The organism is Psychrobacter sp. UBA2769 (assembly GCF_002352555.1).
Taxonomy (GTDB): domain Bacteria; phylum Pseudomonadota; class Gammaproteobacteria; order Pseudomonadales; family Moraxellaceae; genus Psychrobacter; species Psychrobacter maritimus.
This window is the reverse complement of the sequence record NZ_DEIR01000012.1, coordinates 43,444-67,793: the sequence shown is the minus strand read 5'-3', so window position 1 is coordinate 67,793 and position 24,350 is coordinate 43,444. Positions and strand designations below refer to the sequence as shown.

Here is a 24,350-nt window from a genome sequence, read left to right as displayed (position 1 = left end):
ACGCTCACTATCGCCCCATAAATAGCTATATATCAGTATCTTGAGAGCAGTAAATTCTATGGTTAATGTCTCAGCATCGAGTCCCGTCGACGATAAAAAAGCCCGTCTTAAGCATTTGATTCAGCGCCTGCCAAATTTGCCAGGGGTATATAAAATGCTCGGTAAAAATGGCGATATTCTTTATGTCGGTAAAGCCAAGTCGCTTAAAAGTCGCGTCAATAGCTACTTTGCTAAGACTATTGACCATCCAAAGACGCGAGCATTAGTCGCGCGGATTCATAATATCGAAACCATTATTACCCGTAGTGAAACCGAAGCGCTGCTGCTCGAGCAAAATCTGATTAAAGAACACCGTCCGCCTTATAACGTGCTACTACGTGATGATAAATCTTACCTTTATGTGTTTATCTCAGCGGATAAACCTTATCCCAGATTGGCTTATGGGCGCGGTAAGGGCAATCACCAAAAAGGACGGTTTTTTGGTCCTTTCCCTTCTGCGCATGCGGCAAAAGAGACGCTGGTGCTCATGCAAAAAATGTTTCAGATGCGCCAATGTACCAATACCTTTTTTAAACAGCGTAAGCGCCCATGCCTTGAGTATCAAATTAAGCGTTGCCGTGCGCCCTGTGTTGGTTTGGTGTCACCAGAAGAATATGCAGAAGATGTCAATAATACCATTCGTTTCCTAAAAGGTGATTCTAGCGATATCCATAGTACGCTGATTGAAAAAATGGAAGGCGCGGCTGAAGTGTTAGATTTTGAAAAGGCGGTCTTTTATCGTGATCAGCTGTCTATGCTGCGTGAAGTACAAGCAAAGCAAGCTGTTTATACCGTACAAGGTGAGGCCGATGTAATAGCTATTGCCAGCCAAGCAGGCATGACCTGTGTCAATGTATTGACGGTGCGTGGCGGGCGCGTGCTCGGTGGTAAGAACTATTTCCCTGATGTTGATAGCAATGAGCCGCTTGCCGATAATTTATCAGCGTTTATTACCTCATTTTATTTTCAGGTGACCGATGACTTGCCAGCAGAAATTATACTCAGTCATGAGCTACCCGATCAGACGGCAGTTAGTGAAGCACTGGCAACGCATTTTGGTAGCAAGGTTGTTATTAAAACCAATGTCCGTGAGCACCGCGCTGAGTGGTTAGATTTGGCAAAACTTAATACCAATAATGCACTAAAAACCAAGCTTGGCGATTATTTAGAATTGCATGCGCGCTTTGGCGCGCTTAAAGAGGTGCTAGCAGAGGTTACTGATCGAACCATTGACCGTATCGAGTGTTTTGATATCTCGCATACCATGGGTGAGGCGACCATCGGTAGCTGTGTGGTCTTTGACCAAGGTGGCTCGCGCCGCCGTGATTATCGCCAATATGCGATTCATGATATTGTCGGCGGTGATGACTATGCGGCGATGAAGCAAGTGCTAACGCGTCGTTATAAAAAGCAGCCATTGCCTGATTTATTGCTGATTGATGGTGGTAAAGGTCAGCTCAGTATGGCAAAAGAGGTGCTGGTAGAGTTGGGCATTTTAGGCGATACCTTGCTTATCGGTGTGGCAAAGGGCGAGGGGCGTAAGGCTGGGCTTGAGGTATTGCATTTCCTTGACCACGAGCCGCTTGATTTGCCGATGGATAGTAAGGCGCTGCATTTATTGATGCATATTCGCGATGAAGCGCATCGTTTTGCTATTACTGCGCACCGTAAGAAGCGTGATAAGCGCCGTTCGTCATCAGTGCTAGAGGTCATACCGGGGCTGGGTGAAAAGCGTCGTCGTGACTTGCTTAATCACTTTGGTGGTATGCAGCAATTGCTTGGCGCGTCACAGCAAGAGCTGGCTGGCGTGCAGGGAATTGGTCCGATATTGGCGAAAACTGTTTATAAAGTGCTGCATGAATAATTTTAGTAATATGTGCTGAATTTAAGTTTCTGCTAACAAAATCCAATAACAAAAAGAGGCTGTCTTAGAATTATCTAGGACAGCCTCTTTTTGTTAATATTTTAAATACATGAACTGCTATTATTTAGTAGCTTCTCTTTTATAAGTCACAAACTTAAAATCTAGCCCACTTTTCTCATCGTGCATCTGCTCAGATTCTGCTGCGACTACAAACTCATTTGGCAGCTCTGGATAAAAGGCATCGCCATCCGTAATGTCAGTATCGACATGCGTTAGCTCGACACGGTCGGTATACATCATCGCTTCTTTAAACACGCGCTCGCCGCCGATGACCCAAATGGTATCAAGATGCGCACCATGAGCCAAACTTGCTGCTTGGGTGAGTGCATCGTCTAAACTATGCATCACATAAGCTTTTTCACTACCAACCAAGCCACTTTGCTCAGCATAATCTAATTGGCTGGTAATGATAAAACTGATACGTTTTGGCAGTGGTCGGCTACCCATCGACTCAAAAGTCTTACGACCCATGATGACGATACCTTGTATCGCGCCATCGCTTTGCTTGGTCGTCATACTCTTAAAATGTTGCAAATCTGCTGAGATATGCCAAGGCAGCTCATTCCCTTTGCCGATACAGCGATTGCTACTGATAGCCGCAATCTGGGCAACTTCGGTATTGGCATAACTCATAAGATATCCTTTTTATTGTTTTTTAACATTCAAGCGATAAAAACTTAGACGGCAACTTTGGCTTTAATGGCAGGATGCGACTCATAACCATCGACGCTGATATCATCATAGTTAAAGGCAAAAATATCGGTCACATCAGGATTCAGGGTCAAAGTTGGCAAGCTATAAAGCTCACGTGTCAGTTGCAGCTCAACTTGCTCGCGATGGTTTTGGTAAATATGACAATCGCCACCCGTCCAAACAAATTCACCAACTTCTAAGCCACACACTTGCGCCACCATATGGGTAAGCAGGGCGTAGCTGGCGATATTAAATGGCACACCGAGGAATAAATCCGCTGAGCGTTGATAGAGCTGGCATGACAGTTTATTGTCCGCGACAAAAAACTGAAATAAAGTATGACAAGGCGGCAACGCAACTTGCTCCGCTTCAGCGGGATTCCAACCAGAAACGATTAAGCGGCGCGAGTTGGGGTTGTTCTTAATTTGCTCAATAACTTGGGTAATTTGATCGACGCCATCGTTCTCATAGCTGCCATCTTCACGCTTGGTCGCGCCATAATTGCGCCATTGATGACCATAGATAGGACCGAGGTCGCCCGCAGGACGGTTAAAGCGCGCGGTTTGTTCAGCGGTCGCCCATTCGTTCCAGATGCGCACGTTATTTTCTTGTAAATAATCGACGTGGGTGCTGCCACTTAAAAACCAAAATAGCTCATAAACGATGGATTTGAAATGGACTTTTTTGGTGGTTAATAAGGGAAATCCATCGGCTAAGTCAAAACGTAGCTGCGCGCCAAAGTGACTCAGTGTACCGGTGCCAGTACGATCGCCTTTTTCAGTGCCATGAGTAAGGACGTGTTGTAGCAAATCTAAATAGGCTTGCTCATTTTTACTGTTATGGTAATGACTGCTCATAAAATTGCTCTTTTACGCTGTGAAAACGTATCTTTAATTTATTTCTCAAGAATATGGTTCTTAAAAATATAGTTTTTAAAACATAGACTTTAAAATATAGTTCTTAAAATAATGCTTAATATAGCTTTTAATAGGGTAGTTGTTGCTAAGTAGGGCTTAATAAGCTGACTGCTTACCCCAATCATAAATACCGCGTTTATAAGCGTAAATCAACATGATTAAGCCTGCGATAATCATCGGTGCGCTTAAGAGCTGCCCTTTGGTCATCCAGCCTAATAAGATAAAGCCTTGGTCGGCATCTGGCTGACGGAAGAACTCAATGATAAAGCGGCTGATACCGTAGCCCAATAAGAAGACCGCGGATGCTGCCATACGTGGGCGCGGTTTTGATGAATACCACCATAAAAAGATAAATAGTAGCAGACCTTCGGCAAAGGCTTCGTATAGCTGCGATGGATGGCGCGGTAGTAAATACTGTCCATTTACCTCAAGCATCAATTCTTGTAGCTCAGGATTGCTCTGTAATTGCTCCATATCAAAGGCAGCGGCTTGCGGGAAATAAGTCAGCCAGTTGTAACCACCGTCTGAGACGCGCCCCCATAGCTCACCATTGATATAGTTACCGATACGACCAAATAATAAGCCCGTCGGCACACAAGGCACGATAAAATCGAACACTTGAAAAGCAGTCTTTTTATACTTACGAGCAAAGAACCACATGCCTAGCATGACGCCGATAAAACCACCGTGGAAAGACATACCGCCTTCCCAAACTCGTAGCAAATACGCAGGGTTTTGTAAAAGCTCGCCGAATTGATAAAACAGCACATAGCCAATACGACCGCCTAAAATGACGCCAAGCGCCCCATAAAAGACCAAATCAGAGACCATATCGGTGGTCCAATTGTCGCGTTTGGTGCTGCGATACCACGCCAGACCATAAGCGGCAGCAAAGGCCAACAGATACATTAAGCCATACCAGTGCACTTCTACTGGTCCCAAAGATAGCGCTACGGGATCATACTGAGGGTGAATCATCATAAGAGCATCATATTATTGATAATGGAATGTAGCTCATAATAGCAAAATTCATCCGTTGCGAATACTGTGATAAGTGAATGGTTAATTGAATGGATAGCAAAGCGCCGCAAAAACCGATAAGATGAAAAAAAGCGCCTCAATTTTTAAGGAACCCTTATGCAGCCATATTTATCGAAACTATCCTTGCTAGGCGTAGTAGCATCAGGCCTAGCGCTGTGGGTTCCTATGAATGCACAAGCAGCGATGAGCAATATTGAGAACATCACTATTTATCAAGGCTTAGCCAGCGTGACTCGTACTTTGCCAATCAGCGGTAGCGGCGAGCAGACGTTGGTTTTTTCTTGCTTATCGCCGACTATTGATCCAGAAAGTATCAGCGTACAAGCATTGGGCAATGTCAATGTTGGCGAAGTCAGTATCGAAACGTTAAGCGCTGAGCAAGCGGCACAATGTCAATATGGCCAATATCAAGGCGACACTAAAATACAGAGCCAAAAAAACAATCTCACCGATATCAGCGCTGAATTAGAAGCGGCACGTTTAACCAAAGCCTATTTGCAAAACCTTACTAAAGTGACGCAAATTAATACGGCTGGTACTCTTGCGAATAATGCCCGTGATTTAGAGATGCAAGCGGCAAGTATTAATAAAAGGATAGTCGAGCTACAACAGCGAGAAGCGCAAGCGAAAGATGCGCTCAATCAGCTGCTGGCGGGCAGTACCACCTCGAAACAGAATAGTGTGACCCAGGTCAGTGTACGTACTGCCAGTCGCACGCCAAGCACCGTTAAACTGCACTATCAAGTGCGCGGTGCCAGTTGGGAGCCGACTTATCAAGCGCGCTTAAATACCGATAGTAAGCAGCTGAATATCACCGCTTCTGCCATCATCGCCCAACAAACGGGAGAGAACTGGAGCAACGTGCCGGTTATCCTAAGCACCGTTAATCCCAATCAAACGACGACCAGCCAGTTGCCAAGAGTTGAGCGCTTGTCGTTATATGAGGAAGAGCAGGCTAAGTTAAGCCGTTATGCACAACCAATGATGGAAGCAGCGCCAGTGGTCGTGTCTGCAAGAGACAATTATGGTGGAGCAGGGGCTGCAGAGATGCCACCGCTACCGAGCTTTAGCGTCAGCAGTCAAAATAAAAATGGCATTACCGAATATAGACTGCCGCAGCGGGTCAGTATTCCAAGTGATGGCAGGCGCGTACGCACGGTCATTGATGAGCAATCTGGCACCAGTAAGCTTTGGCTACGTAGCACGCCAAGTGCCGAGACCGCTGCTTATTGGTATGCATCCGCGCCATTTTTGACACCTGCTTGGGCGGATGGTTCGTTGCAGTTATACCGCGATGATAACTATGTCGGACAATCGCGCTACAACTATCAAAACCTAAAAGAGCAGGGCATAGGTTTTGGTATTGACCCAAGTTTACTGGTGAAGCAGCTGACCGATGAAAATAAGCAAGGCGATAAAGGTGTATTTAACCGTCAGCAAACCAAAACCATCACCCAAGCTTATCAGTTTACCAATCAGCACAATCGTAGCGTGCGCTTGCAAGTGTTAAGCGCTGAGCCGGTTAGTAGCGATGACAGCATTAAAGTCACCGCGGCGCACACGCCAGCTATTAGCCAAAAAGACTGGAATGATAATAAAGGCATGGTCGCTTGGGAGTTTGATTTACCAAGTAAACAAGCGCAAGTCGTGCAATCGACGTATCAAATCAGCTACCCTGCCGATAAAAAATTAAGCACGAATTAATGTTAAACCAGAACCATATAATTGACTCAATTTAAAAAGAATACAGTGCTGATGGGAGTGCTGCTGGGATAAATTTTGTGAAGCCTCTGGAGTGCGAAGCGCACAGCAAGCGAGAAAAATTTATCCCAGCAGAACGCTATTTTTAACGACCTTCTTTTATATTGAAACACCACCTAATAATCTTATAAAAGGAAAACTATGTGTATTGTCGCCATTGCTTGGCAGTTATTTGATGAGCTGCCTTTGGTCTTACTGTCCAATCGTGATGAGTTTTTGCAGCGTCCGACAGAGCCGCTCCATCAGTGGGCGGATAAGCCTGTTTATGCAGGGCGTGATAAGCAAAGTGGCGGCACATGGCTTGGTATACATCAAGAGCAATATGGCAATTTTCACAAGCAAAATGGTCGTTGGGCGGCGGTATTAAACTTTCGAGATGGCGTGCAAGCAAGTAATGACGAACGCTCGCGCGGTGCATTGGTCACCGATTTCTTGACCAGTACTGTAAGCCCGATGGATTTTGCTCGGCAAATCAGCCTGCAAGATTATGCAGGCTTTAACCTTATTATTGGTGATGCGGCGCAAGCGGTGATTGTCAATAATCGTGGTCATGCACCAACCGCCTTACACTCGGGGCTGCATGTATTCTCAAACGGTCAGCCTGAGGAAGAGTGGTTTAAAACCGAGCGCCTACGTGGCCGTTTAAGACAGGAAGTATTGCCTTTGATTGCTGAAAATAGCGCTCCTGAGTATTGGCAAGAAGCGGCGTTTGCAGTGATGTCTGATAAAACGCCAGCGCCAGAAAATAAATTACCCGAAACGGGTATTGCTAAGCAGATTGAGCGAGCACTATCTTCTATTTATATTGAGCCCATTGCTTTGTTTAGCATGGATGCTACCGTCCCGACATACGGTACTCGCACCCAAAGTATTCTGACTTTAAATCAATCTCCTAGTCCTATCGATGCCGAACCTATCTTACGTGCTCAACTACAGAGTCGAGAATATGAGTAATTTATATATTGTCATTTTACTATGACTTATGGCTAGGCTTTTCTAGTTGTTATTTAAGCCTTATTGCAGAGGTAATTGTAAATCCCCAATATATTTAGGGATTTACCTGTTAATAGTGACTCTGATGACATAAACTGGATATATAGGTCATTTAAGCGCCATTAATAATGCCTACTACCCTCTAATCAGAGGTCAGTTTAACAAGGAGTACGATATGACTATGATGAAATCATTAATATTCGTTGAGCCAGGTAAAATTGAAATTGTTGATAAGAAAATTCCTGATGTCGGCCCGAACGATGCTTTATTAAAAATTACCACTACGACGATTTGTGGTACCGATATTCATATTTTTAAAGGTGAGTATGCTGTTGCAAAAGGATTGACAATTGGGCATGAACCGGTAGGGATTATTGAAAAGCTAGGTAGTGCAGTGATGGGTTATAAAGAAGGGCAACGAGTCATTGCTGGCGCGATTTGTCCAACATTTACCTCTTATGCTAGCCAAGATGGCTTCCCCTCACAAGATGGAGGCTATCTTGATGCCGATGGCAAATGCTCTTGTCATGGTTATAAAGCAACCGGCGGTTGGCGCTTTGGTAATCACATTGATGGTACGCAAGCAGAGTATGTACTAGTGCCTGATGCACAGGCCAATCTATGTCCAGTGCCAGATGGATTGACGGATGAGCAAGTGCTGATGTGTCCTGACATTATGTCAACAGGCTTCAAGGGGGCAGAAAACGCTAATATTCAGATCGGTGATGTTGTCGCTATCTTTGCACAGGGGCCTATTGGCTTATGTGCTACTGCTGGGGCAAGGCTCAAAGGTGCGTCACTGATTATCGCTGTTGATGGTAACAATCAGCGTCTAGCGATGGCGAAGAAATTAGGAGCGGACATTACGCTTAATTTCACAGAAGTTGATGTGGTTGATGAAATCATGAAAATCACTGCTGGGCGTGGTGTCGATAGTAGTATCGAAGCATTAGGTTTGCAAGCTACCTTTAATCAGTGCATCAAGATATTAAAACCGGGTGGAACTTTTTCAAGTCTTGGCGTTTATTCTGAGGATTTAGTCATTCCAATAGCAAATTTCGCTGCTGGTCTTGGCGATCATACGATTCGTACGGCACTTTGTCCAGGTGGTAAGGAACGCATGCGTCGTTTGCTGAATGTCATTGAGTCAGGTCGTGTGGATCTATCAGAGATGGTGACACATACTTATGCGCTAGACGATATTGTAGAAGCATACGATTTATTTATGCATCAGCGTGATGGGGTCTTAAAAGTTGCTATCAAACCATGATTTTAGCAATTATAAATACGAAAAAGCCTGTATCGAGTGATACAGGCTTTTTCGTATTTACTACTAAAACAATAAATCCAACTGTTTATTCCACCAACAAATGGTTGTTTTGTTCTGGAATAATCAGTTCTTGTTTAAGCGGTAGTTCGCGCACCAATTCTTGCAAGGCGCGACGATATACCCCACGTTTAAAATGAATCACTTGTCCGAGTGGATACCAGTAGCTGACCCATTGCCAATGGTCAAATTCTGGTTTACCCTCATCAAAGCGGATATGTTGAGTATTCGGCTCATCTAAGCGCAGCAAAAACCATTTTTGTTTTTGCCCAATACACAAAGGATACTGCCCATGACGCACATAGCGTTTCGGCAGGCGGTAGCGCAACCAATCTTGCGTGACCGCCAGTAAATCCACGTGACGCGGACGTAAGCCGACCTCCTCCCAGAGCTCGCGATACATCGCATCCATCGGCGTCTCCCCGCGGTCGATGCCGCCTTGAGGGAACTGCCAAGCGTTGTGACCAATACGTTTTGCCCACAGAACTTGCCCTTGTGTATTTGCCAAGATGATGCCGACATTGGCGCGAAAGCCGTCTGCATCTATCATGACTAAACCCTTTTAAATTGTTTAAAAATAGCTTATTTCAACAAGGTACAGTGACAGCAATCATAATTATTATAGGGTGACTGTTATCGATACCATGGCAAAATAAGATTCATTACCGTTATTAAACCAAGAAACAACCCAAATGTGTAACAGTATTTTGCTATAAAATGTTTCACAAGATTAATACTTTAAAATCAGTGGGTTATAATTAGACTTTTGTAAGTTTTTTATGATGGATTTTATAAGAGTAATAAGTTTGAATAATATTACCGTGATAAATACTTAACAATCAGATTCAGGGTGAAATGGTGATTTCTAAAAGACATGTGCTGAAACGGTTTATAAAAGGTAAACAAGGATATGGCTTTATAAATCTCGTTTTGGCTTATGCTACACTAGGAAAAGACATTATTTTTCCAAAAGATATTGTTCTTCGAAAAATAAGAAACCGTTCCTATTCAAATTAAAAACCATGTCAAATTAAAAATCATGTGAATTAAGAAGCATGCGCATTCAAAATCGTACCAATTAAAACAAGGAATATTTAAGATGTCAGAGTCAAAAGCAAGCGTTACGTGGCAAGAAAACAAAGCCTTTATGGGTGTGTCCCCCTCAGGACATAACGTCCAAATCGATGCCGATAAAGAAAAAGGCGCCAGCCCAATGGAGCTGATTTTATTAGGGCTTGGTGGCTGTGCAAGCTATGACGTGGTTGCAATTTTACAAAAGTCGCGCCAAGAAGTGACAGACGTACGCTGTGAGCTGACCGCGCAGCGTGCCGAAACCGTGCCAGCCGTTTATACTGACATTCATATGCATTTTGTGGTGACCGGACAAGATGTCAAAGAAAGCCAAGTCGAAAAGGCAATCAAACTGTCTGCAGAAAAATACTGCTCAGCCAGTCGGATGCTAGTACAGGGCGGCGTCAATGTGACTCACGATTTTGAAGTCATTGCAGGATAGGGAAGATTATACTAATGAGTCTATTCTTTGGGTTGATTCCCGATAGCGCAGTGTCAGGTATTTGGGCAATGGTGGTGGCAAGTTTGCTGCCCCTAGTGATGGCGCTGACGGCAAAAGCAATTGGTGGCTTTAATTTGGCTGACAATGCCCATCCGCGCGATTTTTTACAAAGGACGACGGGAGCTGCGGCGCGGGCTAATGCCGCCCAGCAAAACAGCTATGAGACCTTGCCTATATTTTTGGCGGCAGTGTTGGTTGCGATGCTGTTTTTTGTACCGCAATTAATTATTAATACCATCGCTTGGCTTTATGTGCTGATTCGTATTGGTTTTTGCGTGGCCTATATTACCAATTTAGCTACCTTTCGCTCTATTCTTTGGACGCTATCGATGGCGTGCTCATTGATGTTATTTTATTTAGCGATTCGGGTCAGTATGTAAGTCGATTAGCCTGAGCGCGCTGTTGTAAAACGCGCTGTTTTAGCAATAGAGTATGTTATCAATAAGGTAGTGATTCATTAAGCAACGCTTGCTTGTAGCGCCTTGATAATCACTGCTTTATTTTTTTCTCGTTTGATATCGTCCCATACTGTTTTCGCCTCGCTATAGCCTTTGGTCAGCATCGCTAACCACTGTTTATAACGACCGACTAAAACCACATCGCTTTTCGCCGCACCTTCTAAAAACTTAATCTGATGGGTAATTAAATCTTGCCACAATAATGTCGCCGTATTTTCTAGGTTTCTGTAGTTTTGACTACTGTTGTTTTGACTACTGTCAGTATCGAGCTGGGCAATCAAGTCGGGACGGGTAACGGCTCCGCGACCAAGCATCAGATGCGTCGTACCTGACTGCGCCATACAGTTTTGCGCATGCTCACTATTCCAAATCTCGCCATTGGCAATCACTGGAATATCTAAGGTATTAAAATTCTGAATTTTATCCCAATAAGCCGGCGGCTTATAGCCTTGGGTCTTGGTACGTGCGTGAATGGTTAGCCAATCGGCGCCACTCGCAGCAATGGCAGCTTTGATATCATCCATGCGACTGGTATCGGTATAGCCCAAGCGAATCTTTGCGGATACGGGAAGATGAGCAGGAACCGCTTGGCGTACGGCGCTGATAATCTCATACATCACTTCGGGCTCATCAAGTAGCACTGAACCACCGCGATGGCTGTTGACCGTTTTAGCCGGACAACCAAAGTTAATATCAATCGCCGGCGCACCAAGCTCACACGCATAGGCGGCATTTTCTGCCATCAATTGCGCTTCGCTACCGAGTAGCTGAATATGAATCGGCGTACCGGATGCGGTTTTGGCATCATGATGTAATTCTGGCACGTATTTATAAAAAACGTGTGCTGGCAATACATGCTGAGTGACGCGAATAAATTCACTGACCGACCAATCATAAGGGCGACCCAAGTCTGTCGCAATTTGGGTTAGGATTTGGCGCATTAATGGGTCGGTTAAGCCTTCCATAGGCGCAAGGAGACGAACGGGATTGGCAAACAAGCGCTGAATAGTGTGTTGGCGCTCTTGCAGTGCTTGAGATAAAGATGGGGTGTTATTCATGATTGGTAAGCTGTTACTGTAAATTGAGGTCGGCAAAGACTATGAGGTGTGAGATAAAAGAGAAAACTAAGAATTACCAAAAACCACCTTTTTACCCGTCTGTAATCCTGATATCAAGTCTTTAATATTATGAATATCTAAATTGCTCTGTGCCCGTGTGCAAGCAACGTAGAGCAGACGCAGCTCTTCTGGGCTGATTTTGACTGCATTGGTTGTCACATCATAATAAAAGTCATCATCTAGCTGTACTTTACCCCACTCAAGCCCTTTGGCTTTATGCGCGGTTGAGATGACATAATCGGCATTTTCAATACTGGATAAACTATTCACCGCTTGGCTGAGCACATTAGTCCCATGATCATCGACCAATTTGACCAAGGTTTTAAGGTCACTACCTTCATTGGTTTCAGAATATTCTTGAACGTCACCCCAATTATAAAAATATGCCAGCTCAGGTACGCCATACGCCGATTTACCATTTTTTAAGTTTTCGGCTGCCTGACAGAATTTAAGCATACGATCGGTATCCGCTTGCAGAGCAACTCTATGACCAAGCTTTAAGCCTGTTAGCAATTGCGACATAGCAGCAGCATTGGTGCGGCAAAGAATGGCGTCTTTTTTACTATGAACCATGCCTTTTTCGGTAGAAGACTGCTTATTTGGATTGCCTTTTAATGGCACATCTTCCTGTAAAGCTTTGAGCAAGGTATTGGCAATCTCAGCAATCGGTTCACCAAAACGAAACGACTGCGTTAATAAGGTTTGCGGCAACGGCAGTTTTTTCATCGCATTGACCGCACCGCGCCATTCATAAATCTGCTGATGGGCGTCGCCTACATAAATCACTTGCCGTGGCTGTTGGGTCAAGATGCCCATCATCAAGGGATCGGCATCTTGCGCTTCGTCAAATAAGATAAAATCTGCGGGAATACTGGGCTTCGATAATGCCCACAATTTAAGATAAATATCATGCCCGATACCAGCAGGATGGCGCGCATCAATCGACTGCAACCAGCGCTGCTCAACGGCGGGGTAGAGCATTTCACGCAGCTGCTCAGCATCAGAATCATCGAGCCAGCTTGGAAATTCAATATGCCTTGGCGCAGGATAGCTGGCGTGGGTACTACAAAAATTGCTCACCGCATCACTGACAAACCGCGACAAGCGCGCTGGCGTGAGGGTAATATATTTATTCATCCCATCCATTTGCCGACGGACTTGTACCGGTTGCAGACCCAAATCATCACCCAGACGTTTGGGTGAAAATCTTGGCAACGACAATTTTGCGGTGATATCACGTGGTACATGACGATAAGCCAGTGAGTGAAACGTCCGACAGTCGACGTGACCGGGGAATTTTTGCCGTGCATCGTTGGCAATTGCTTTGTTAAAGGCTAAATATAAGCCGCGGCCACGCAGACGCTCACCGATTAATTTGAGCGTCGTCGTTTTCCCTGCGCCCGCATAAGCGACCACTTTAAATGACTTGTGATCCATCGCCATATTTAGCGCGTTCAGCTGCTCATCGGTGGGATCGCTCATATAAGCTGGCATAGATGCGGACATAATAAAGCTACCTAAAAAACTAGAATGGGGACAAAAATAACGGGGGTAAAAAAAGCCACTGCATAGACAATGGCCGACTGGTCATGATGACGATATTGATTGCAAAAAAAATGCAAGCGCACAGGACAATAATAAAAAAGTTAGTGGAAAATAAAGGTGGAAATAAGCAGGTTATATTAACAGATTAGCGCGTTGGCTGTTTTGCAATAAGTGTCTGATAAGTAGAGCTATTCTTTCTTCAATTCTATATCGTCTGCTGCATCAAGGCTGCGCTCTTCTTTGATTAAAATTTTTGCTAAAAATAATCCCAGCTCAAACAATAACCACATCGGAATCGCGAGCATCAACATCGATACGCCATCAGGCGGTGTAACGACCGCCGCAACGGCAAAACAGCCGACGATAATATAACGGCGTTTATCTTCTAAGCTCTGAATGGAGACGACACCCGCCAATATCAATAGTAAGGTGACCACCGGAATCTCAAACGTCAGCCCAAATACCATGAATAATTTGAGCGCAAAACTTAAATAACTGTCGATATCTGTCATCGGCAAGACGTTCTGCGGCGCAAACATGATAAAAAACTTAAGCACGCCTTTGAGTACAATAAAATAAGAGAAAGCCACGCCCGCATAAAATAAAAATATCGAGGACATCAGTACCGGAATGGCGACTTTTTTCTCTTTTTTATATAAACCGGGTGCGACAAACGACCAGATTTGATACAAAATATACGGCATCGCAAAAAATGCCGCGACAAATATGGTCAAGCGTATCGGTGCCATAAAGTTAGAGGTGATATCGGTCGCAATCATTGTCGAGTTGGCGGGCAACTGAGCAACCAATGGGTCAGATAAAAAATCATAGAGCTCGCGTGAAAATCCGACCAAGGCTAAAAATATCACCAATACCGCGACGCATATCTTAATCAGATGCCGACGTAACTCAATCAAATGCTCGGTAATCGGCATATCGCCAAGTGAGCTTAAGATATCGCCAGAGTCCTCATTGCTGTTATCGACGTTCTCACTATCGGTATTACTATCAAGGGTTTCTGTTGCAGCCTTAATATCTGCATCCATTATTTTTTCTTGGCGGCTTTTTTTACGTTTAAATAAGCCCACTAATTATTCTCCTGCTTATTAACAGAAGCCTGTTTGGGTAAAGGGCTGTCCAAATGGATGGCAGGGCTGTTTAATAAAATATCGGCTTTATAATTGGGTAAATAGGGCGCTTGCGGCAGACGCCTTGCTTTATCATAAGCGCCCAGACGGAACCACATATTTTCCCACGGTTTGGTGCTGATATTTTGAATGTTGCTTTGAGTTGTTTGTGTAGTGATGTGTTGAGTGTCGCTATCATCATTACCTTGAGTCTCTGAAAGTTCAGGCTCTTTTAACTTTTTATCTGACCCATCACTGTCATAGGCATAGTCAAACTCTTTTGGCGCCGCGGACGAATTATCGCCTTTTTCACCATCGTTTTTATTATTGGTATTATCCACTTTATCGGTTGTAGGCTGATGCGCTGCTTTTAGATGCTGATTCTGCGAGGATGAAAACTCTTGCATACTGCCGCGCATCTCTGCCATTTCACGGCGCATTTCTGCTTCCGTTTGGCGAATTTTGGCCAGCTCTTTTTGCATTTGCTGGCGTGTCTCAGCTAAGTCAAGCTCCGCTTCAATTTCAGACTGCAAGGTAGAAACCGTGCGGCGAATTTTGGCATACCATTGTCCAGCAGTGCGCGCCGCTTGGGGCAGCTTTTCTGGCCCCAAGACGATTAAGGCAATGACGCCAAAAAGCAATAATTCAGAAAACCCAATATCAAACATAATGTTCCGATGTCACTGTCTAAATGCTATACATTATGCTTGTCATCAACCTTAGTGGTTGTTGGGCGATCTTCAGGGTGTGCTTTGCCATCATGGTCGAGCACCACTTGCTTTTTGGCATGTTCAGTATTTTCGTCTTTGACGGCTTCTTTAAAACCTTTGACCGCGCCGCCCAAATCTTTGCCAGCATTTCTTAGTTTGGAGGTGCCAAATACGACAACCACCACCACCAATAAAATCAGCCAATGCGTAATGGAAAAACTGCCCATAATGCTATCCTTATGTCTTGGTTTTCAGTCTTTATAGGAATACGTTGAGTGTATAGAATATTGCTGTCGTGCACAAAAGCTATCGACAGCTTATGCGAAGTAACACGTCACACTATTATAACCTGCCGTTATGACAAAAAGGTGAAAGCAACAATAATCAAACAGGGTAATGGCTAAGCTTAAAAAACGCTAGCGCGCCGCTTTTTCATCAATACCTGAGAGACCAAAGCGTCGACCTAATTCATTTAATACCGCCTCTGACTCGATATCGAACCAAGCCAAACCTACTAAGGTATGGAACCAGACATCAGCGACTTCATAGATAAGCTCATGACGCGCTTCGTCATATTGGGTTTTATCAGTGCTTTCATCGCAATTGGCAAAGTCTTTAGCAGCGATGATGCTCTCGGTACTTTCTTCACCGACTTTTTCTAATATTTTATTTAAACCCTTGGCGTATAAGCTGGCTACATATGAGCTATCAGCATCCGCTTGTTTGCGCTCGGCCAATACTTTATCAAGCTGCTGCAAAATAGAATGAGTGGTAGCAAGGTTGTTATTTTGATGGGTGTCTGCATGGTCTATATCTTCCGCAGTCGCTTCATTAATTTCAGGCGTGGCTTTTGCAGCGGCGTTTGTCTGATAAATCTCTGCAGGATCTTTTAATACTTTATCGACTGTTTGCCATTCAGGTGTTTGCCCTGACAAATCCAAACGCTGATAAAAACAAGACTCGCGGCCGGTATGACAAGCAATACCACCGGCTTGAGTGACGCTAAGGACAATCACATCGGCGTCGCAATCTAGACGAATATCATGCACGCGCTGAGTATGCCCAGAAGATTCGCCTTTATGCCATAACTTGCCACGCGAACGCGAAAAGTACACCGCCGTCTGCGTTTGCGCGGTTAATTGTAAGGATTCGGCGTTCATCCACGCCATCATCAAAATACGCCCTGACACATAATCTTGTGCAATTGCAGGAATCAAACCATCAGCATTAAAATTTACGGCGGCAAGCCAAGCAGGTAAAGTCATCGTCTATCGTCTTATAAGTAGAAAGTAATTAGTCATACAAACTAATTAATAATAAAAAATAGGTTTTAATAAAAAGCACTCATCAATAAAAAAGCTCATTAAGCGCTATGCAGCCTATCTATCGTTTATGAGAGCGCTTTATCAGTGTTCACTCTCTACTTAAACACAGCTTAGGCTGACATTCAATATGTTAAAGCAGTAAATAAAGCACAATTATACCTGAGCGGGATTTTGATAAAATAATAATTGTAAATTAGACTCAGCTAACCTTAGTTTTATTAAGTTTGTATAGCTTAGTTTCTATTTCGAAGCTTGAATTTTAAGTGGCTAAAGACCAAGGTTTAACTACTTAAAATAAGCCCCATAGTATTTGTGATTAGAAAGAACAACATACGCTAAACCGAGCTGAAACTTTCCTTGGCAAAACTGCGCATGATCTGTTAAAATGGCGCCTCCCACCTCGAGGCAAATAGAGGTTTAGTGCCTGTTTTTACAGCCGCTATTCGTTATTGACTATTTGACGACCAGGTTCTATCAAAGACAAAGAGGCAAATCATCATGAAAGTTAAGATGAAAACCAGAAGCGGTGCAGCTAAACGCTTCAAAAAAACAGCGAACGGCTTTAAGCGTAAGCAAGCATTCAAAAGCCATATCTTGACCAAGAAATCAGCTAAGCGTATTCGCCAGTTGCGCGGTCTTAAGATGGTGGACAAGTCTGACGAAGCAGCAGTTCGTCGTATGTGCCCATACATCTAATAAGGCTATCGTCATTTATCTTTAATTAAGCGCTGTTTAATAAATAGCGACTGAATTAAAAACATATGACTTTGCAATCTGATAACGATGTCTATTATTCAACTATTTAATGACATCGTGATTCGTTTAATAATGATTAAAAATATCTTGGAGTAATTTATGGCCCGTGTAAAACGTGGTGTACAGGCAAATCGCCGTCACAAAAAAATCTTAAAGCGCGCAAAAGGCTACTACGGTGCCCGTTCACGTGTTTACCGCGTAGCGGTACAGGCAGTGACCAAAGCTGGTCAATATGCTTATCGTGACCGTCGCAACAAAAAACGTACTTTCCGTCGTCTTTGGATTGCACGTATCAATGCTGGTGCACGCTTAAACGGCTTAAGCTATAGCCGCTTTATCAATGGCATGAAAAAAGCTAACATTGCAATCGATCGTCGCGTACTTGCTGACATCGCTATGCATGATGCAGCGACTTTCACCGCCTTGGTTGAAAAAGCAAAAGCGGAATTGGCCTAAATATTAACCGTCCTTTAGGTATTCAGCTTTTTTGATTGCTTGAATGGATAGGACTAATATTGATTAATAGTACGATATTAATAAAAGCTACCGCTGGTCGGTGGCTTTTTTTATATTAAATTATTTTATGGTCAGTTTATCACCGCTAAGATGCAACATGCTTTTTATAAAGTTGCACCTTTCATTGTCTAAATATTCAAGCCATTCATATTACACGCCCTTATATTAAAATGAATGGGTAAATGGTTTGCAATATTTGGTCAAATCCCTACAATTACCTATCACTATAATTAATAGTCCGTTTAAATCAGGAAGAATGCGTCTTATGACTACCCCTGCTGCCACCACCGATTTGTCGGCGCTACCGACCTTATCCTCAGAACTGAGCGAGCTAACTGAAGCCCAGCTGATTGAGTTTGCCAGTACCGCTGAAGCCTTAATCCTACAAGCCAATGATGTCCGCTTATTACAAGATTTGCGCGTGCAATTGACGGGTAAAAAGAGCCCCTTAACTGGCTGGTCAAAGCAGATGGGCAAACTGAGCAGCGATGATAAAAAAACTTACGGTGGCTGGTTACATCAAGTCCGTAGCCGTATTCAAGATGCATTGACCGCGCAGCAGCAGCAGCTAGAAGTGGCGGCATTAAATGCTAAGCTTGCAAACGAAAGCATTGATATCACCTTGCCTGCTCGCGGTGGTCAAAAAGGTCATTTGCATCCAGTGACGATGATTACCCAGCGTATGCAGCAGTATTTCATTCAAGCGGGTTTTAATGTCGCTACTGGCCCTGAAGTTGAGAGTGATTACTATAACTTTGAAGCACTTAATATTCCCTCGCATCATCCAGCACGTGCGATGCACGATACCTTCTATTTTGATGCGCATTATTTATTACGTACGCATACCAGTCCGGTGCAAATTCGCACCATGGAAAAAAATGAGCCGCCGATTCGTATTATTTGTCCCGGTCGCGTCTATCGTAATGACTCGGATCAAACCCATTCGCCGATGTTCCATCAGCTAGAAGGTTTAATGGTTACCGAGTCGAGTACCTTTGCTGAGCTAAAAGGCTTGATTAGTGAGTTCTTAGAAGCGTTCTTTGCCAAAGAATTGACCGTGCGTTTCCGTCCGTCATTCTTCCCATTTACTGAGCCTTCTGCTGAAGTCGATATCCTCGATGATAATGGCAAATGGCTTGAGGTCATGGGCTGCGGTATGGTACACCCACAAGTGCTGACCAACTGCGGTATTGATAGCGATAAATACACCGGCTTTGCTTTTGGCATGGGTATTGAACGCTTTGCGATGTTGTATTACGGTATCGACGATTTGCGCTTGTTTTTCCAAAACGACGTACGCTTCTTAAAACAGTTTGGCTAGAGTGCTCTTTGTTTATATCAAAAGTGCTCCTTGTTAATATGACAGGTTAATAGTCCAACCTTTAATTCAAAATCTTTATTATAAAATTCTGATCCGAGATATTTATGAAAATTAGCGAACAGTGGCTACGTCAATGGGTAAATCCCAACAATAGCAGTGAGCAATTGGCCGAACAACTCACCATGGCAGGGCTTGAGATTGATGATCGCTTCGCGGTTGCCCGTGCCTTTAGTGGTGTGGTTGTTGGTGAAGTCATCAGTGTTAAGCAGCATCCAGATGCCGATAAACTGCGCGTTACGCAGGTGAATATTGGTGCATCTGAACCGTTACAAATCGTTTGCGGTGCGCCCAATGTAACGGTCGGTATGAAAGCGCCTGTTGCGACCGTTGGTGCCATTTTGCCTTCTGATAATGGTGCAGGTTTTGAAATTAAAAACGGTAACCTACGCGGTGTCGACTCTAACGGTATGCTTTGCGGCGCGTCTGAAATTGATTTAACCGATAGCATCGATGGTCTGCTTGAATTGCCAGCTGATGCACCGATTGGTATGGATATCCGTGAGTATTTAGGTTTAGACAATCAGATACTGGATATCTCTATCACCCCAAACCGTGGTGATTGCTTTAGCGTACGCGGTATTGCGCGCGAGATATCAGTCATTAACGATTTGCCGATGCAGCAGCCTGAGATTCCTGCCAATGTAGCAGCTACTGATAACAGCGCAACGCCAGCGGTGACAGTCAGTGCGGTTGAGGCGTGCCCACGCTATCTTTTACAATCAATCAGTAATATTGATCGTAGCATCGACACCCCAAAGTGGATGCAAGATGCGCTAGTCCAGTCAGGATTACGCTCGCATAACTTTTTGGTTGATGTGACCAACTATGTGTTGATGGAATTGGGTCAGCCGCTACATGCGTTTGATGCCGATACCATTGTTGGCGATATCGTTGTGCGTTTGGCAGAGCCTAGCGAGACCATTACCTTATTAAATGAGCAAACCATTACTCTAACGGGTGATGAATTGGTCATTGCTGATGATAAAGGCGCACTTGCGCTCGCGGGTATCATGGGCGGTCAACGCAGTAGCGTTACTGATAGCACCACCAATATCGTCTTAGAAAGCGCTTTCTTTAACCCATTGGCAATCGCTGCACGTGCACGCCGTTTTGGTCTGCATACTGATGCCTCACAACGTTTCGAGCGTGGTGTCGATTTTGAATTGCCAGAGCTAGCACTGGCACGCGCTTGTGATTTGATTACTAGCGTTACTGGCGGTCAAGCAGGGCAAATAGTAAGAGCAGAAAGTACTGAAAACCTGCCAGCACGTGCGCCTATTATGTTGCCAATCACTAAAGTCCGTGATGTCATCGGTATTGAGATTGAACCAGCAGTCATGGTACGTATCTTGAATCAATTGGGCTTTGAGGTAGCGCAGCAAGCAGATAGCCTGATTTGCACGCCGCCATCGTATCGCTTTGATATGAGTATCCGCGAGGATTTAATCGAAGAAATTGCGCGTATCTATGGCTATGACAATATTCCAAGTGTCTTGCCGCATTTGCAAGTCAGCATGGATTATGACGATACCGCAGACCTAACGCATCAAATGAAGCTGGCATTGGTCGATAATGGCTATATGGAAGCGATTAGCTTTAGCTTTAGTGATGCAAAGATAGAAGCATTACTCGATGATAAAGCACTAGGAGAAGTGTTGGCACTGGCCAATCCTATCTCTAGCGACTTAGCGGTAATGCGCCGTACTTTGCTGTCAAGCTTATTGCCTTGTGTGCAATACAATCTCAATCGTCAGCAGCCGCGCGTGCGTTTCTTTGAAACTGGTCTTAGTTTTGTCGGTCAAAGCATTAGCGAATTGGTACAAACGCCAAGTATTGCATTGGTCGCAGTCGGCGATGTTTGGGACGAGCAAGCGTATCAAAACCGGGCATTAGACTTCTATGATTTGAAGCATGATATTGAGCAGTTATTACCTGCGCAAGTGGATAGTGCGCGTATCCGCTATGAGCGTAGTAAGCTTGCTTTCTTACATCCGGGTCAAAGTGCCAAGCTCTATATCGATGATCAGTATGTCGGTTGGTTGGGTCAATTGCATCCTAATACCGCTAAACAGTTGGATCTGCCAGCTACATGGGTGGCTCAATTATCACTTGCGCCATTATTAACCCTTGTACGTGAACAGCATGCCATCACCACTCCAAGCAAATTCCCGCAAGTACGCCGTGATATTGCCATCTTAGTCGATAGCGATATTAGCTTACAGACGTTAGAGGCGACGATACGCGCCGCAGCCGGTGAGTTATTGACAGATATGTGGCTATTTGATGTGTATCAAGGTGATAAAGTGCCAGCGGGTCAACGCTCATTAGCTTTTGCGCTGATATGGCAAGACAGAACACAGACACTCTCTGATGAAGCGGTAAAGACAGCGACCGATAAGGTAGTGCAAGCTCTAACCGAACAGCACGCTGCTCAGTTGCGTGACAGCTAATATCTAATCCTAAAAATATAAAATCCTCCATAGCCTCCTCATAAGCGAGGCTATGGCGCTTTGCTATTGATGAAAAAGATTAGCTGATAGAAAGTTTTAGGCATAAATTAAGTTAAGTGGTTATTAATAAAGGATTTTATTGCAGACTTTATTAAAATGACGGCAAAAAACCTTTATAATAGCTAACATTAATCCTCATACCGCTAAACCATGATATTCGACATCACGACATAGCATAGGAGTCGTACTGTGAGCACCTTAACCAAATCTGACATGATTGAGCATTTGATGAGTCATCTTAACCTGACACGCCAAGAAGGCCGCTGTTTGGTGGAGAACTTTTTCGATGAATTGTCAGAGAGTTTGATTGATGGCAAAGAGGTCAAGCTTTCAGGCTTTGGCAACTTCGAGCTGAAAGATAAAAATAGCCGTCCCGGTCGTAATCCAAAGACAGGTGAGCCTGTTGCGGTGTCTGCGCGCCGTGTGGTTACCTTTAAAACCGGTCAAAAATTTCGTCAGCAGGTTGATGAACGTTTATTTGATGAGTAAGACTTGGTAATAAGTTACTCTGTTGAGCCAATAGCGATGATGAAAGTCATTCTATTGGCTTTTTAGATTTATCAAGCAAATGATTTACAAGATAGGGTAGTCAATGTTATGTAGCACCATAGCCTAACGCATTTTCTACCTAACCTTTGAAGCGCTAATAAAATCCTAAATAACAGACATAAAAAAAGAGAGCATAAGCTCTCTTTTTTTTACTGCAGTACTTTTTATTATGAAAAATAAAAATTACTGAGCTGGTTGCTCAACTACAACTTCGTCAGCTGCGTCTACTGCAGGAGTTTCGCTAGCTACGTCAACGCTAGTAGTAGTACCGTCTACAGGTACTTCAGCATCGATTTCGTCAGTAGCAGTAGCAGCTTGTGCATCAGCGATGTCAGCTTCAGCGTCAGCAACAGCAGCTTCTGCATCAGCAGGAACAGCTTCGCCTTCAGCAGCAGCTTCGTCTAACTGTTCAGAAGCATCTTGCACTTCTTCTTGTGCGTCAGATAAATCTTCAGCAGCGTTTTCTTTGTTGCTGTCACAGGCAGTAAGGCCCATAGTTGCAGTCATGATACCAGCTAGAGCAAGTAATTTTAAGTTCATAAGGTTTTCTCCGGGAAAATGAAATGATCAGTAGCAGCAAAAAAGGTTGAATATCCGAGATGTCTCAGAATTCAACTAGTATTAATCGCAGCTACTCAGCTTCCACGCATTCTATATGATTTCTTTCTGCATGGAAAGAGCTTGTACAATTAAGTAACAATAAAATTGTAAATAGGGGTTTACATGGTCTACTTAATATAACTTTTAATACAACAAGCCAAATTAATCGACGTATAATCAATGACATCAGTACGATTTAAGGGTTTCCCTATAAAAGGTTTTCTGTCATGACTAAGGTGCTAGTTTATACCCATTTATGGCCTATTGTCAGTACAATTATCATCAAATACAGTCATTGAATGATGAATATTAGCAGGGTATAAATAGCGGTAGTATTCGTAAAAGCTATCAATAAAAACCGTCTATAAAAGTAGTAATAAACGAAGTCTTAGCAACAAAACAATAGCAGCATAAGAAGCGTTGTTTGACCTCGTTTTTCACGGTTAATGGCTAAATGAAAAATGAAAAATAGCTAAATAAAATAGGCAATCAAGGGACTGAGCTTAAAATTATTAAATATCCATAACTATATAACAAGACTAACGACGATACGCATAGCGATGACTATGGTATTTTTTAGGAGAGATATTATGAAATGGCAAGGCAGACGCGGCAGCTCTAATGTGCGCACAAGTAGTGGTGGCGGCAAGATGATCGGTGGCGGTATCGGCGGGATTATCATCGCCGGTATCTTATGGTTGGTGTTTGGGGTCAACCCAATGACTGCACTACAGACCGGTCAAGTGGTTGCAGGTGGTGGCAGCAATACCTCTACTGAGCCTGCGACCAGTGACGACCGTGATACAAGGTTTGTCAAAGTAGTCTTGGCGGATACGGAAGAAGTTTGGCATCAGATATTCAATGAGGCCGGCAGCACTTATAAAGAACCGTCCTTGATTCTATTTAATGGGCAAGTCAGCTCCGCTTGTGGTAGCGCCAGTGCAGCAACCGGACCTTTTTATTGCCCGGGTGATCAAACGGTTTATTTGGATACGTCGTTTTTTGTAGAGATGCGCCAAAACTTAGGCATTACAGGCGATGAGCAAGGCTCAGGTGATAGCGAAAACCAAGGGAAGGCCGGAGATTTTGCCCAAGCGTATGTGATCTCTCATGAGGTTGGTCATCATGTACAGACCTTGCTCGGTATTACCCAACAAGTAAATGAAGCCGGTCGTCAAGTTACGCGCGCACAGGCCAATAAGCTGTCAGTATTACAAGAGCTACAGGCGGATTGTTTTGCGGGCGTTTGGGCACAGCGTAATCAAGAGCGCGTGCAGTTTTTAGAAGCCGGTGATATCGATGAAGCCATCAATGCTGCCGGTCAAATCGGTGATGATCGCTTGGCGCGTGCCAGTGGTGGGGCAGTCGTACCTGATAATTTCACTCATGGTACCAGTCAACAGCGCGTTCAGTGGTTTACCCGTGGTTTAGAGAGTGGCAATATTCAATCTTGCGATACTTTTAGTGGGGCACTATAAGTAGTAGAG

23 protein-coding genes are annotated in these 24,350 nt (G+C 44.0%); 12 read left to right on the top strand and 11 right to left on the bottom strand.

Annotated features, from left to right (window positions below; translation table 11 throughout):
* Positions 1 to 58: 58 nt before the first annotated feature.
* Complete coding sequence (uvrC, locus tag B3Q63_RS05000) at positions 59 to 1,903, top strand: excinuclease ABC subunit UvrC (protein ID WP_296174446.1); 1,845 nt, start codon at positions 59 to 61, stop codon at positions 1,901 to 1,903.
* 120 nt (positions 1,904 to 2,023) lie between these two features.
* Here the strand turns inward: uvrC and B3Q63_RS04995 are convergent, their stop codons facing one another.
* The 3 genes from B3Q63_RS04995 to lgt all read right to left on the bottom strand — a co-directional run bounded on the left by B3Q63_RS04995 (position 2,024) and on the right by lgt (position 4,554).
* Positions 2,024 to 2,596, bottom strand: coding sequence for a dihydrofolate reductase (locus tag B3Q63_RS04995; protein ID WP_296174443.1), 573 nt, complete (start codon positions 2,594 to 2,596; stop codon positions 2,024 to 2,026).
* 44 nt (positions 2,597 to 2,640) lie between these two features.
* Positions 2,641 to 3,513, bottom strand: a complete 873-nt coding sequence (locus tag B3Q63_RS04990; RefSeq protein WP_201563657.1) for a thymidylate synthase — start codon at positions 3,511 to 3,513, stop codon at positions 2,641 to 2,643.
* Positions 3,514 to 3,669: 156 nt separating this feature from the next.
* A complete protein-coding gene (gene lgt / locus B3Q63_RS04985; RefSeq protein WP_201563655.1) occupies positions 3,670 to 4,554 on the bottom strand; it encodes a prolipoprotein diacylglyceryl transferase in 885 nt (294 codons plus the stop codon).
* A gap of 156 nt (positions 4,555 to 4,710) precedes the next feature.
* Between lgt and B3Q63_RS04980 the strand changes: the two genes are divergently transcribed.
* The 3 genes from B3Q63_RS04980 (at position 4,711) to B3Q63_RS04970 (ending at position 8,638) form a co-directional block, all read left to right on the top strand.
* Positions 4,711 to 6,318, top strand: a complete 1,608-nt coding sequence (locus tag B3Q63_RS04980) for a DUF4139 domain-containing protein (protein ID WP_296174439.1) — start codon at positions 4,711 to 4,713, stop codon at positions 6,316 to 6,318.
* Between the two features lie 198 nt (positions 6,319 to 6,516).
* Positions 6,517 to 7,329 carry an NRDE family protein gene (locus tag B3Q63_RS04975; RefSeq protein WP_296174437.1) on the top strand — a complete coding sequence of 271 codons (813 nt, stop codon included), beginning with the start codon at positions 6,517 to 6,519 and terminating at the stop codon, positions 7,327 to 7,329.
* A 214-nt stretch (positions 7,330 to 7,543) separates the two neighbouring features.
* A complete protein-coding gene (locus tag B3Q63_RS04970) occupies positions 7,544 to 8,638 on the top strand; it encodes an NAD(P)-dependent alcohol dehydrogenase (protein WP_201563649.1) in 1,095 nt (364 codons plus the stop codon).
* Positions 8,639 to 8,723: 85 nt separating this feature from the next.
* On the opposite strand, the gene B3Q63_RS04965 is transcribed toward B3Q63_RS04970, so the two are convergent.
* A complete protein-coding gene (locus tag B3Q63_RS04965) occupies positions 8,724 to 9,245 on the bottom strand; it encodes an RNA pyrophosphohydrolase (protein WP_296174435.1) in 522 nt (173 codons plus the stop codon).
* Positions 9,246 to 9,794: 549 nt separating this feature from the next.
* Between B3Q63_RS04965 and B3Q63_RS04960 the strand changes: the two genes are divergently transcribed.
* On the top strand, positions 9,795 to 10,208 hold the full coding sequence (locus B3Q63_RS04960; protein WP_055125345.1) for an OsmC family protein: 414 nt from the start codon (positions 9,795 to 9,797) through the stop codon (positions 10,206 to 10,208).
* Between the two features lie 14 nt (positions 10,209 to 10,222).
* Positions 10,223 to 10,648 carry an MAPEG family protein gene (locus tag B3Q63_RS04955; protein ID WP_296174432.1) on the top strand — a complete coding sequence of 142 codons (426 nt, stop codon included), beginning with the start codon at positions 10,223 to 10,225 and terminating at the stop codon, positions 10,646 to 10,648.
* Between the two features lie 77 nt (positions 10,649 to 10,725).
* Here B3Q63_RS04955 and B3Q63_RS04950 read toward each other — a convergent pair whose 3' ends face one another.
* From B3Q63_RS04950 to hisIE, 6 genes are all read right to left on the bottom strand, one after another.
* Positions 10,726 to 11,784 carry a tRNA dihydrouridine synthase gene (locus B3Q63_RS04950; RefSeq protein ID WP_296174430.1) on the bottom strand — a complete coding sequence of 353 codons (1,059 nt, stop codon included), beginning with the start codon at positions 11,782 to 11,784 and terminating at the stop codon, positions 10,726 to 10,728.
* A 66-nt stretch (positions 11,785 to 11,850) separates the two neighbouring features.
* Positions 11,851 to 13,350 carry a UvrD-helicase domain-containing protein gene (locus tag B3Q63_RS04945; RefSeq protein WP_201619619.1) on the bottom strand — a complete coding sequence of 500 codons (1,500 nt, stop codon included), beginning with the start codon at positions 13,348 to 13,350 and terminating at the stop codon, positions 11,851 to 11,853.
* Positions 13,351 to 13,577: 227 nt separating this feature from the next.
* Complete coding sequence (tatC, locus tag B3Q63_RS04940; RefSeq protein ID WP_296174427.1) at positions 13,578 to 14,477, bottom strand: twin-arginine translocase subunit TatC; 900 nt, start codon at positions 14,475 to 14,477, stop codon at positions 13,578 to 13,580.
* Positions 14,477 to 15,184 carry a Sec-independent protein translocase protein TatB gene (tatB, locus tag B3Q63_RS04935; RefSeq protein WP_296174426.1) on the bottom strand — a complete coding sequence of 236 codons (708 nt, stop codon included), beginning with the start codon at positions 15,182 to 15,184 and terminating at the stop codon, positions 14,477 to 14,479. The genes tatC and tatB overlap by 1 nt, the downstream gene beginning before the upstream one ends.
* A gap of 26 nt (positions 15,185 to 15,210) precedes the next feature.
* Positions 15,211 to 15,453, bottom strand: coding sequence for a Sec-independent protein translocase subunit TatA (gene tatA, locus B3Q63_RS04930; RefSeq protein WP_296174424.1), 243 nt, complete (start codon positions 15,451 to 15,453; stop codon positions 15,211 to 15,213).
* Positions 15,454 to 15,642: 189 nt separating this feature from the next.
* Positions 15,643 to 16,491, bottom strand: a complete 849-nt coding sequence (gene hisIE / locus B3Q63_RS04925; protein WP_296174423.1) for a bifunctional phosphoribosyl-AMP cyclohydrolase/phosphoribosyl-ATP diphosphatase HisIE — start codon at positions 16,489 to 16,491, stop codon at positions 15,643 to 15,645.
* Between the two features lie 558 nt (positions 16,492 to 17,049).
* Here hisIE and rpmI point away from each other — a divergent pair.
* From rpmI to B3Q63_RS04900, 5 genes are all read left to right on the top strand, one after another.
* Positions 17,050 to 17,247, top strand: coding sequence for a 50S ribosomal protein L35 (gene rpmI, locus B3Q63_RS04920; protein ID WP_011281253.1), 198 nt, complete (start codon positions 17,050 to 17,052; stop codon positions 17,245 to 17,247).
* A 159-nt stretch (positions 17,248 to 17,406) separates the two neighbouring features.
* Entirely contained in the window at positions 17,407 to 17,763 is a 357-nt protein-coding gene (rplT, locus tag B3Q63_RS04915) for a 50S ribosomal protein L20 (RefSeq protein WP_011281252.1), read from the top strand.
* 325 nt (positions 17,764 to 18,088) lie between these two features.
* Positions 18,089 to 19,144 carry a phenylalanine--tRNA ligase subunit alpha gene (gene pheS / locus B3Q63_RS04910; protein WP_296174419.1) on the top strand — a complete coding sequence of 352 codons (1,056 nt, stop codon included), beginning with the start codon at positions 18,089 to 18,091 and terminating at the stop codon, positions 19,142 to 19,144.
* Between the two features lie 104 nt (positions 19,145 to 19,248).
* Positions 19,249 to 21,654, top strand: coding sequence for a phenylalanine--tRNA ligase subunit beta (gene pheT, locus B3Q63_RS04905; RefSeq protein WP_296174418.1), 2,406 nt, complete (start codon positions 19,249 to 19,251; stop codon positions 21,652 to 21,654).
* A 249-nt stretch (positions 21,655 to 21,903) separates the two neighbouring features.
* Entirely contained in the window at positions 21,904 to 22,203 is a 300-nt protein-coding gene (locus B3Q63_RS04900) for an integration host factor subunit alpha (RefSeq protein ID WP_079692789.1), read from the top strand.
* Between the two features lie 243 nt (positions 22,204 to 22,446).
* On the opposite strand, the gene B3Q63_RS04895 is transcribed toward B3Q63_RS04900, so the two are convergent.
* Positions 22,447 to 22,803: a hypothetical protein gene (locus B3Q63_RS04895; RefSeq protein ID WP_201624978.1), complete on the bottom strand. Its 357-nt coding sequence runs from the start codon at positions 22,801 to 22,803 to the stop codon at positions 22,447 to 22,449.
* Positions 22,804 to 23,453: 650 nt separating this feature from the next.
* Between B3Q63_RS04895 and B3Q63_RS04890 the strand changes: the two genes are divergently transcribed.
* Positions 23,454 to 24,341 (top strand): KPN_02809 family neutral zinc metallopeptidase, encoded by an 888-nt coding sequence (locus B3Q63_RS04890; protein ID WP_271134628.1) that lies wholly within the window; start codon positions 23,454 to 23,456, stop codon positions 24,339 to 24,341.
* Positions 24,342 to 24,350 lie beyond the last annotated feature (9 nt).

What these genes read in the sequence shown, in the direction of transcription:
- tatB (WP_296174426.1), bottom strand. Translation starts at nt 15,184, where the DNA reads ATGTTTGATATTGGGTTTTCTGAATTATTGCTTTTTGGCGTCATTGCC.
- B3Q63_RS04990 (WP_201563657.1), bottom strand. Translation starts at nt 3,513, where the DNA reads ATGAGCAGTCATTACCATAACAGTAAAAATGAGCAAGCCTATTTAGAT.
- lgt (WP_201563655.1), bottom strand. Translation starts at nt 4,554, where the DNA reads ATGATGATTCACCCTCAGTATGATCCCGTAGCGCTATCTTTGGGACCA.
- B3Q63_RS04955 (WP_296174432.1), top strand. Translation starts at nt 10,223, where the DNA reads ATGAGTCTATTCTTTGGGTTGATTCCCGATAGCGCAGTGTCAGGTATT.
- B3Q63_RS04980 (WP_296174439.1), top strand. Translation starts at nt 4,711, where the DNA reads ATGCAGCCATATTTATCGAAACTATCCTTGCTAGGCGTAGTAGCATCA.
- B3Q63_RS04960 (WP_055125345.1), top strand. Translation starts at nt 9,795, where the DNA reads ATGTCAGAGTCAAAAGCAAGCGTTACGTGGCAAGAAAACAAAGCCTTT.
- tatA (WP_296174424.1), bottom strand. Translation starts at nt 15,453, where the DNA reads ATGGGCAGTTTTTCCATTACGCATTGGCTGATTTTATTGGTGGTGGTG.
- hisIE (WP_296174423.1), bottom strand. Translation starts at nt 16,491, where the DNA reads ATGACTTTACCTGCTTGGCTTGCCGCCGTAAATTTTAATGCTGATGGT.
- B3Q63_RS04970 (WP_201563649.1), top strand. Translation starts at nt 7,544, where the DNA reads ATGACTATGATGAAATCATTAATATTCGTTGAGCCAGGTAAAATTGAA.
- B3Q63_RS04995 (WP_296174443.1), bottom strand. Translation starts at nt 2,596, where the DNA reads ATGAGTTATGCCAATACCGAAGTTGCCCAGATTGCGGCTATCAGTAGC.
- uvrC (WP_296174446.1), top strand. Translation starts at nt 59, where the DNA reads ATGGTTAATGTCTCAGCATCGAGTCCCGTCGACGATAAAAAAGCCCGT.
- B3Q63_RS04890 (WP_271134628.1), top strand. Translation starts at nt 23,454, where the DNA reads ATGAAATGGCAAGGCAGACGCGGCAGCTCTAATGTGCGCACAAGTAGT.
- B3Q63_RS04975 (WP_296174437.1), top strand. Translation starts at nt 6,517, where the DNA reads ATGTGTATTGTCGCCATTGCTTGGCAGTTATTTGATGAGCTGCCTTTG.
- B3Q63_RS04895 (WP_201624978.1), bottom strand. Translation starts at nt 22,803, where the DNA reads ATGAACTTAAAATTACTTGCTCTAGCTGGTATCATGACTGCAACTATG.
- rplT (WP_011281252.1), top strand. Translation starts at nt 17,407, where the DNA reads ATGGCCCGTGTAAAACGTGGTGTACAGGCAAATCGCCGTCACAAAAAA.
- B3Q63_RS04950 (WP_296174430.1), bottom strand. Translation starts at nt 11,784, where the DNA reads ATGAATAACACCCCATCTTTATCTCAAGCACTGCAAGAGCGCCAACAC.
- pheT (WP_296174418.1), top strand. Translation starts at nt 19,249, where the DNA reads ATGAAAATTAGCGAACAGTGGCTACGTCAATGGGTAAATCCCAACAAT.
- pheS (WP_296174419.1), top strand. Translation starts at nt 18,089, where the DNA reads ATGACTACCCCTGCTGCCACCACCGATTTGTCGGCGCTACCGACCTTA.
- rpmI (WP_011281253.1), top strand. Translation starts at nt 17,050, where the DNA reads ATGAAAGTTAAGATGAAAACCAGAAGCGGTGCAGCTAAACGCTTCAAA.
- B3Q63_RS04965 (WP_296174435.1), bottom strand. Translation starts at nt 9,245, where the DNA reads ATGATAGATGCAGACGGCTTTCGCGCCAATGTCGGCATCATCTTGGCA.
- B3Q63_RS04945 (WP_201619619.1), bottom strand. Translation starts at nt 13,350, where the DNA reads ATGTCCGCATCTATGCCAGCTTATATGAGCGATCCCACCGATGAGCAG.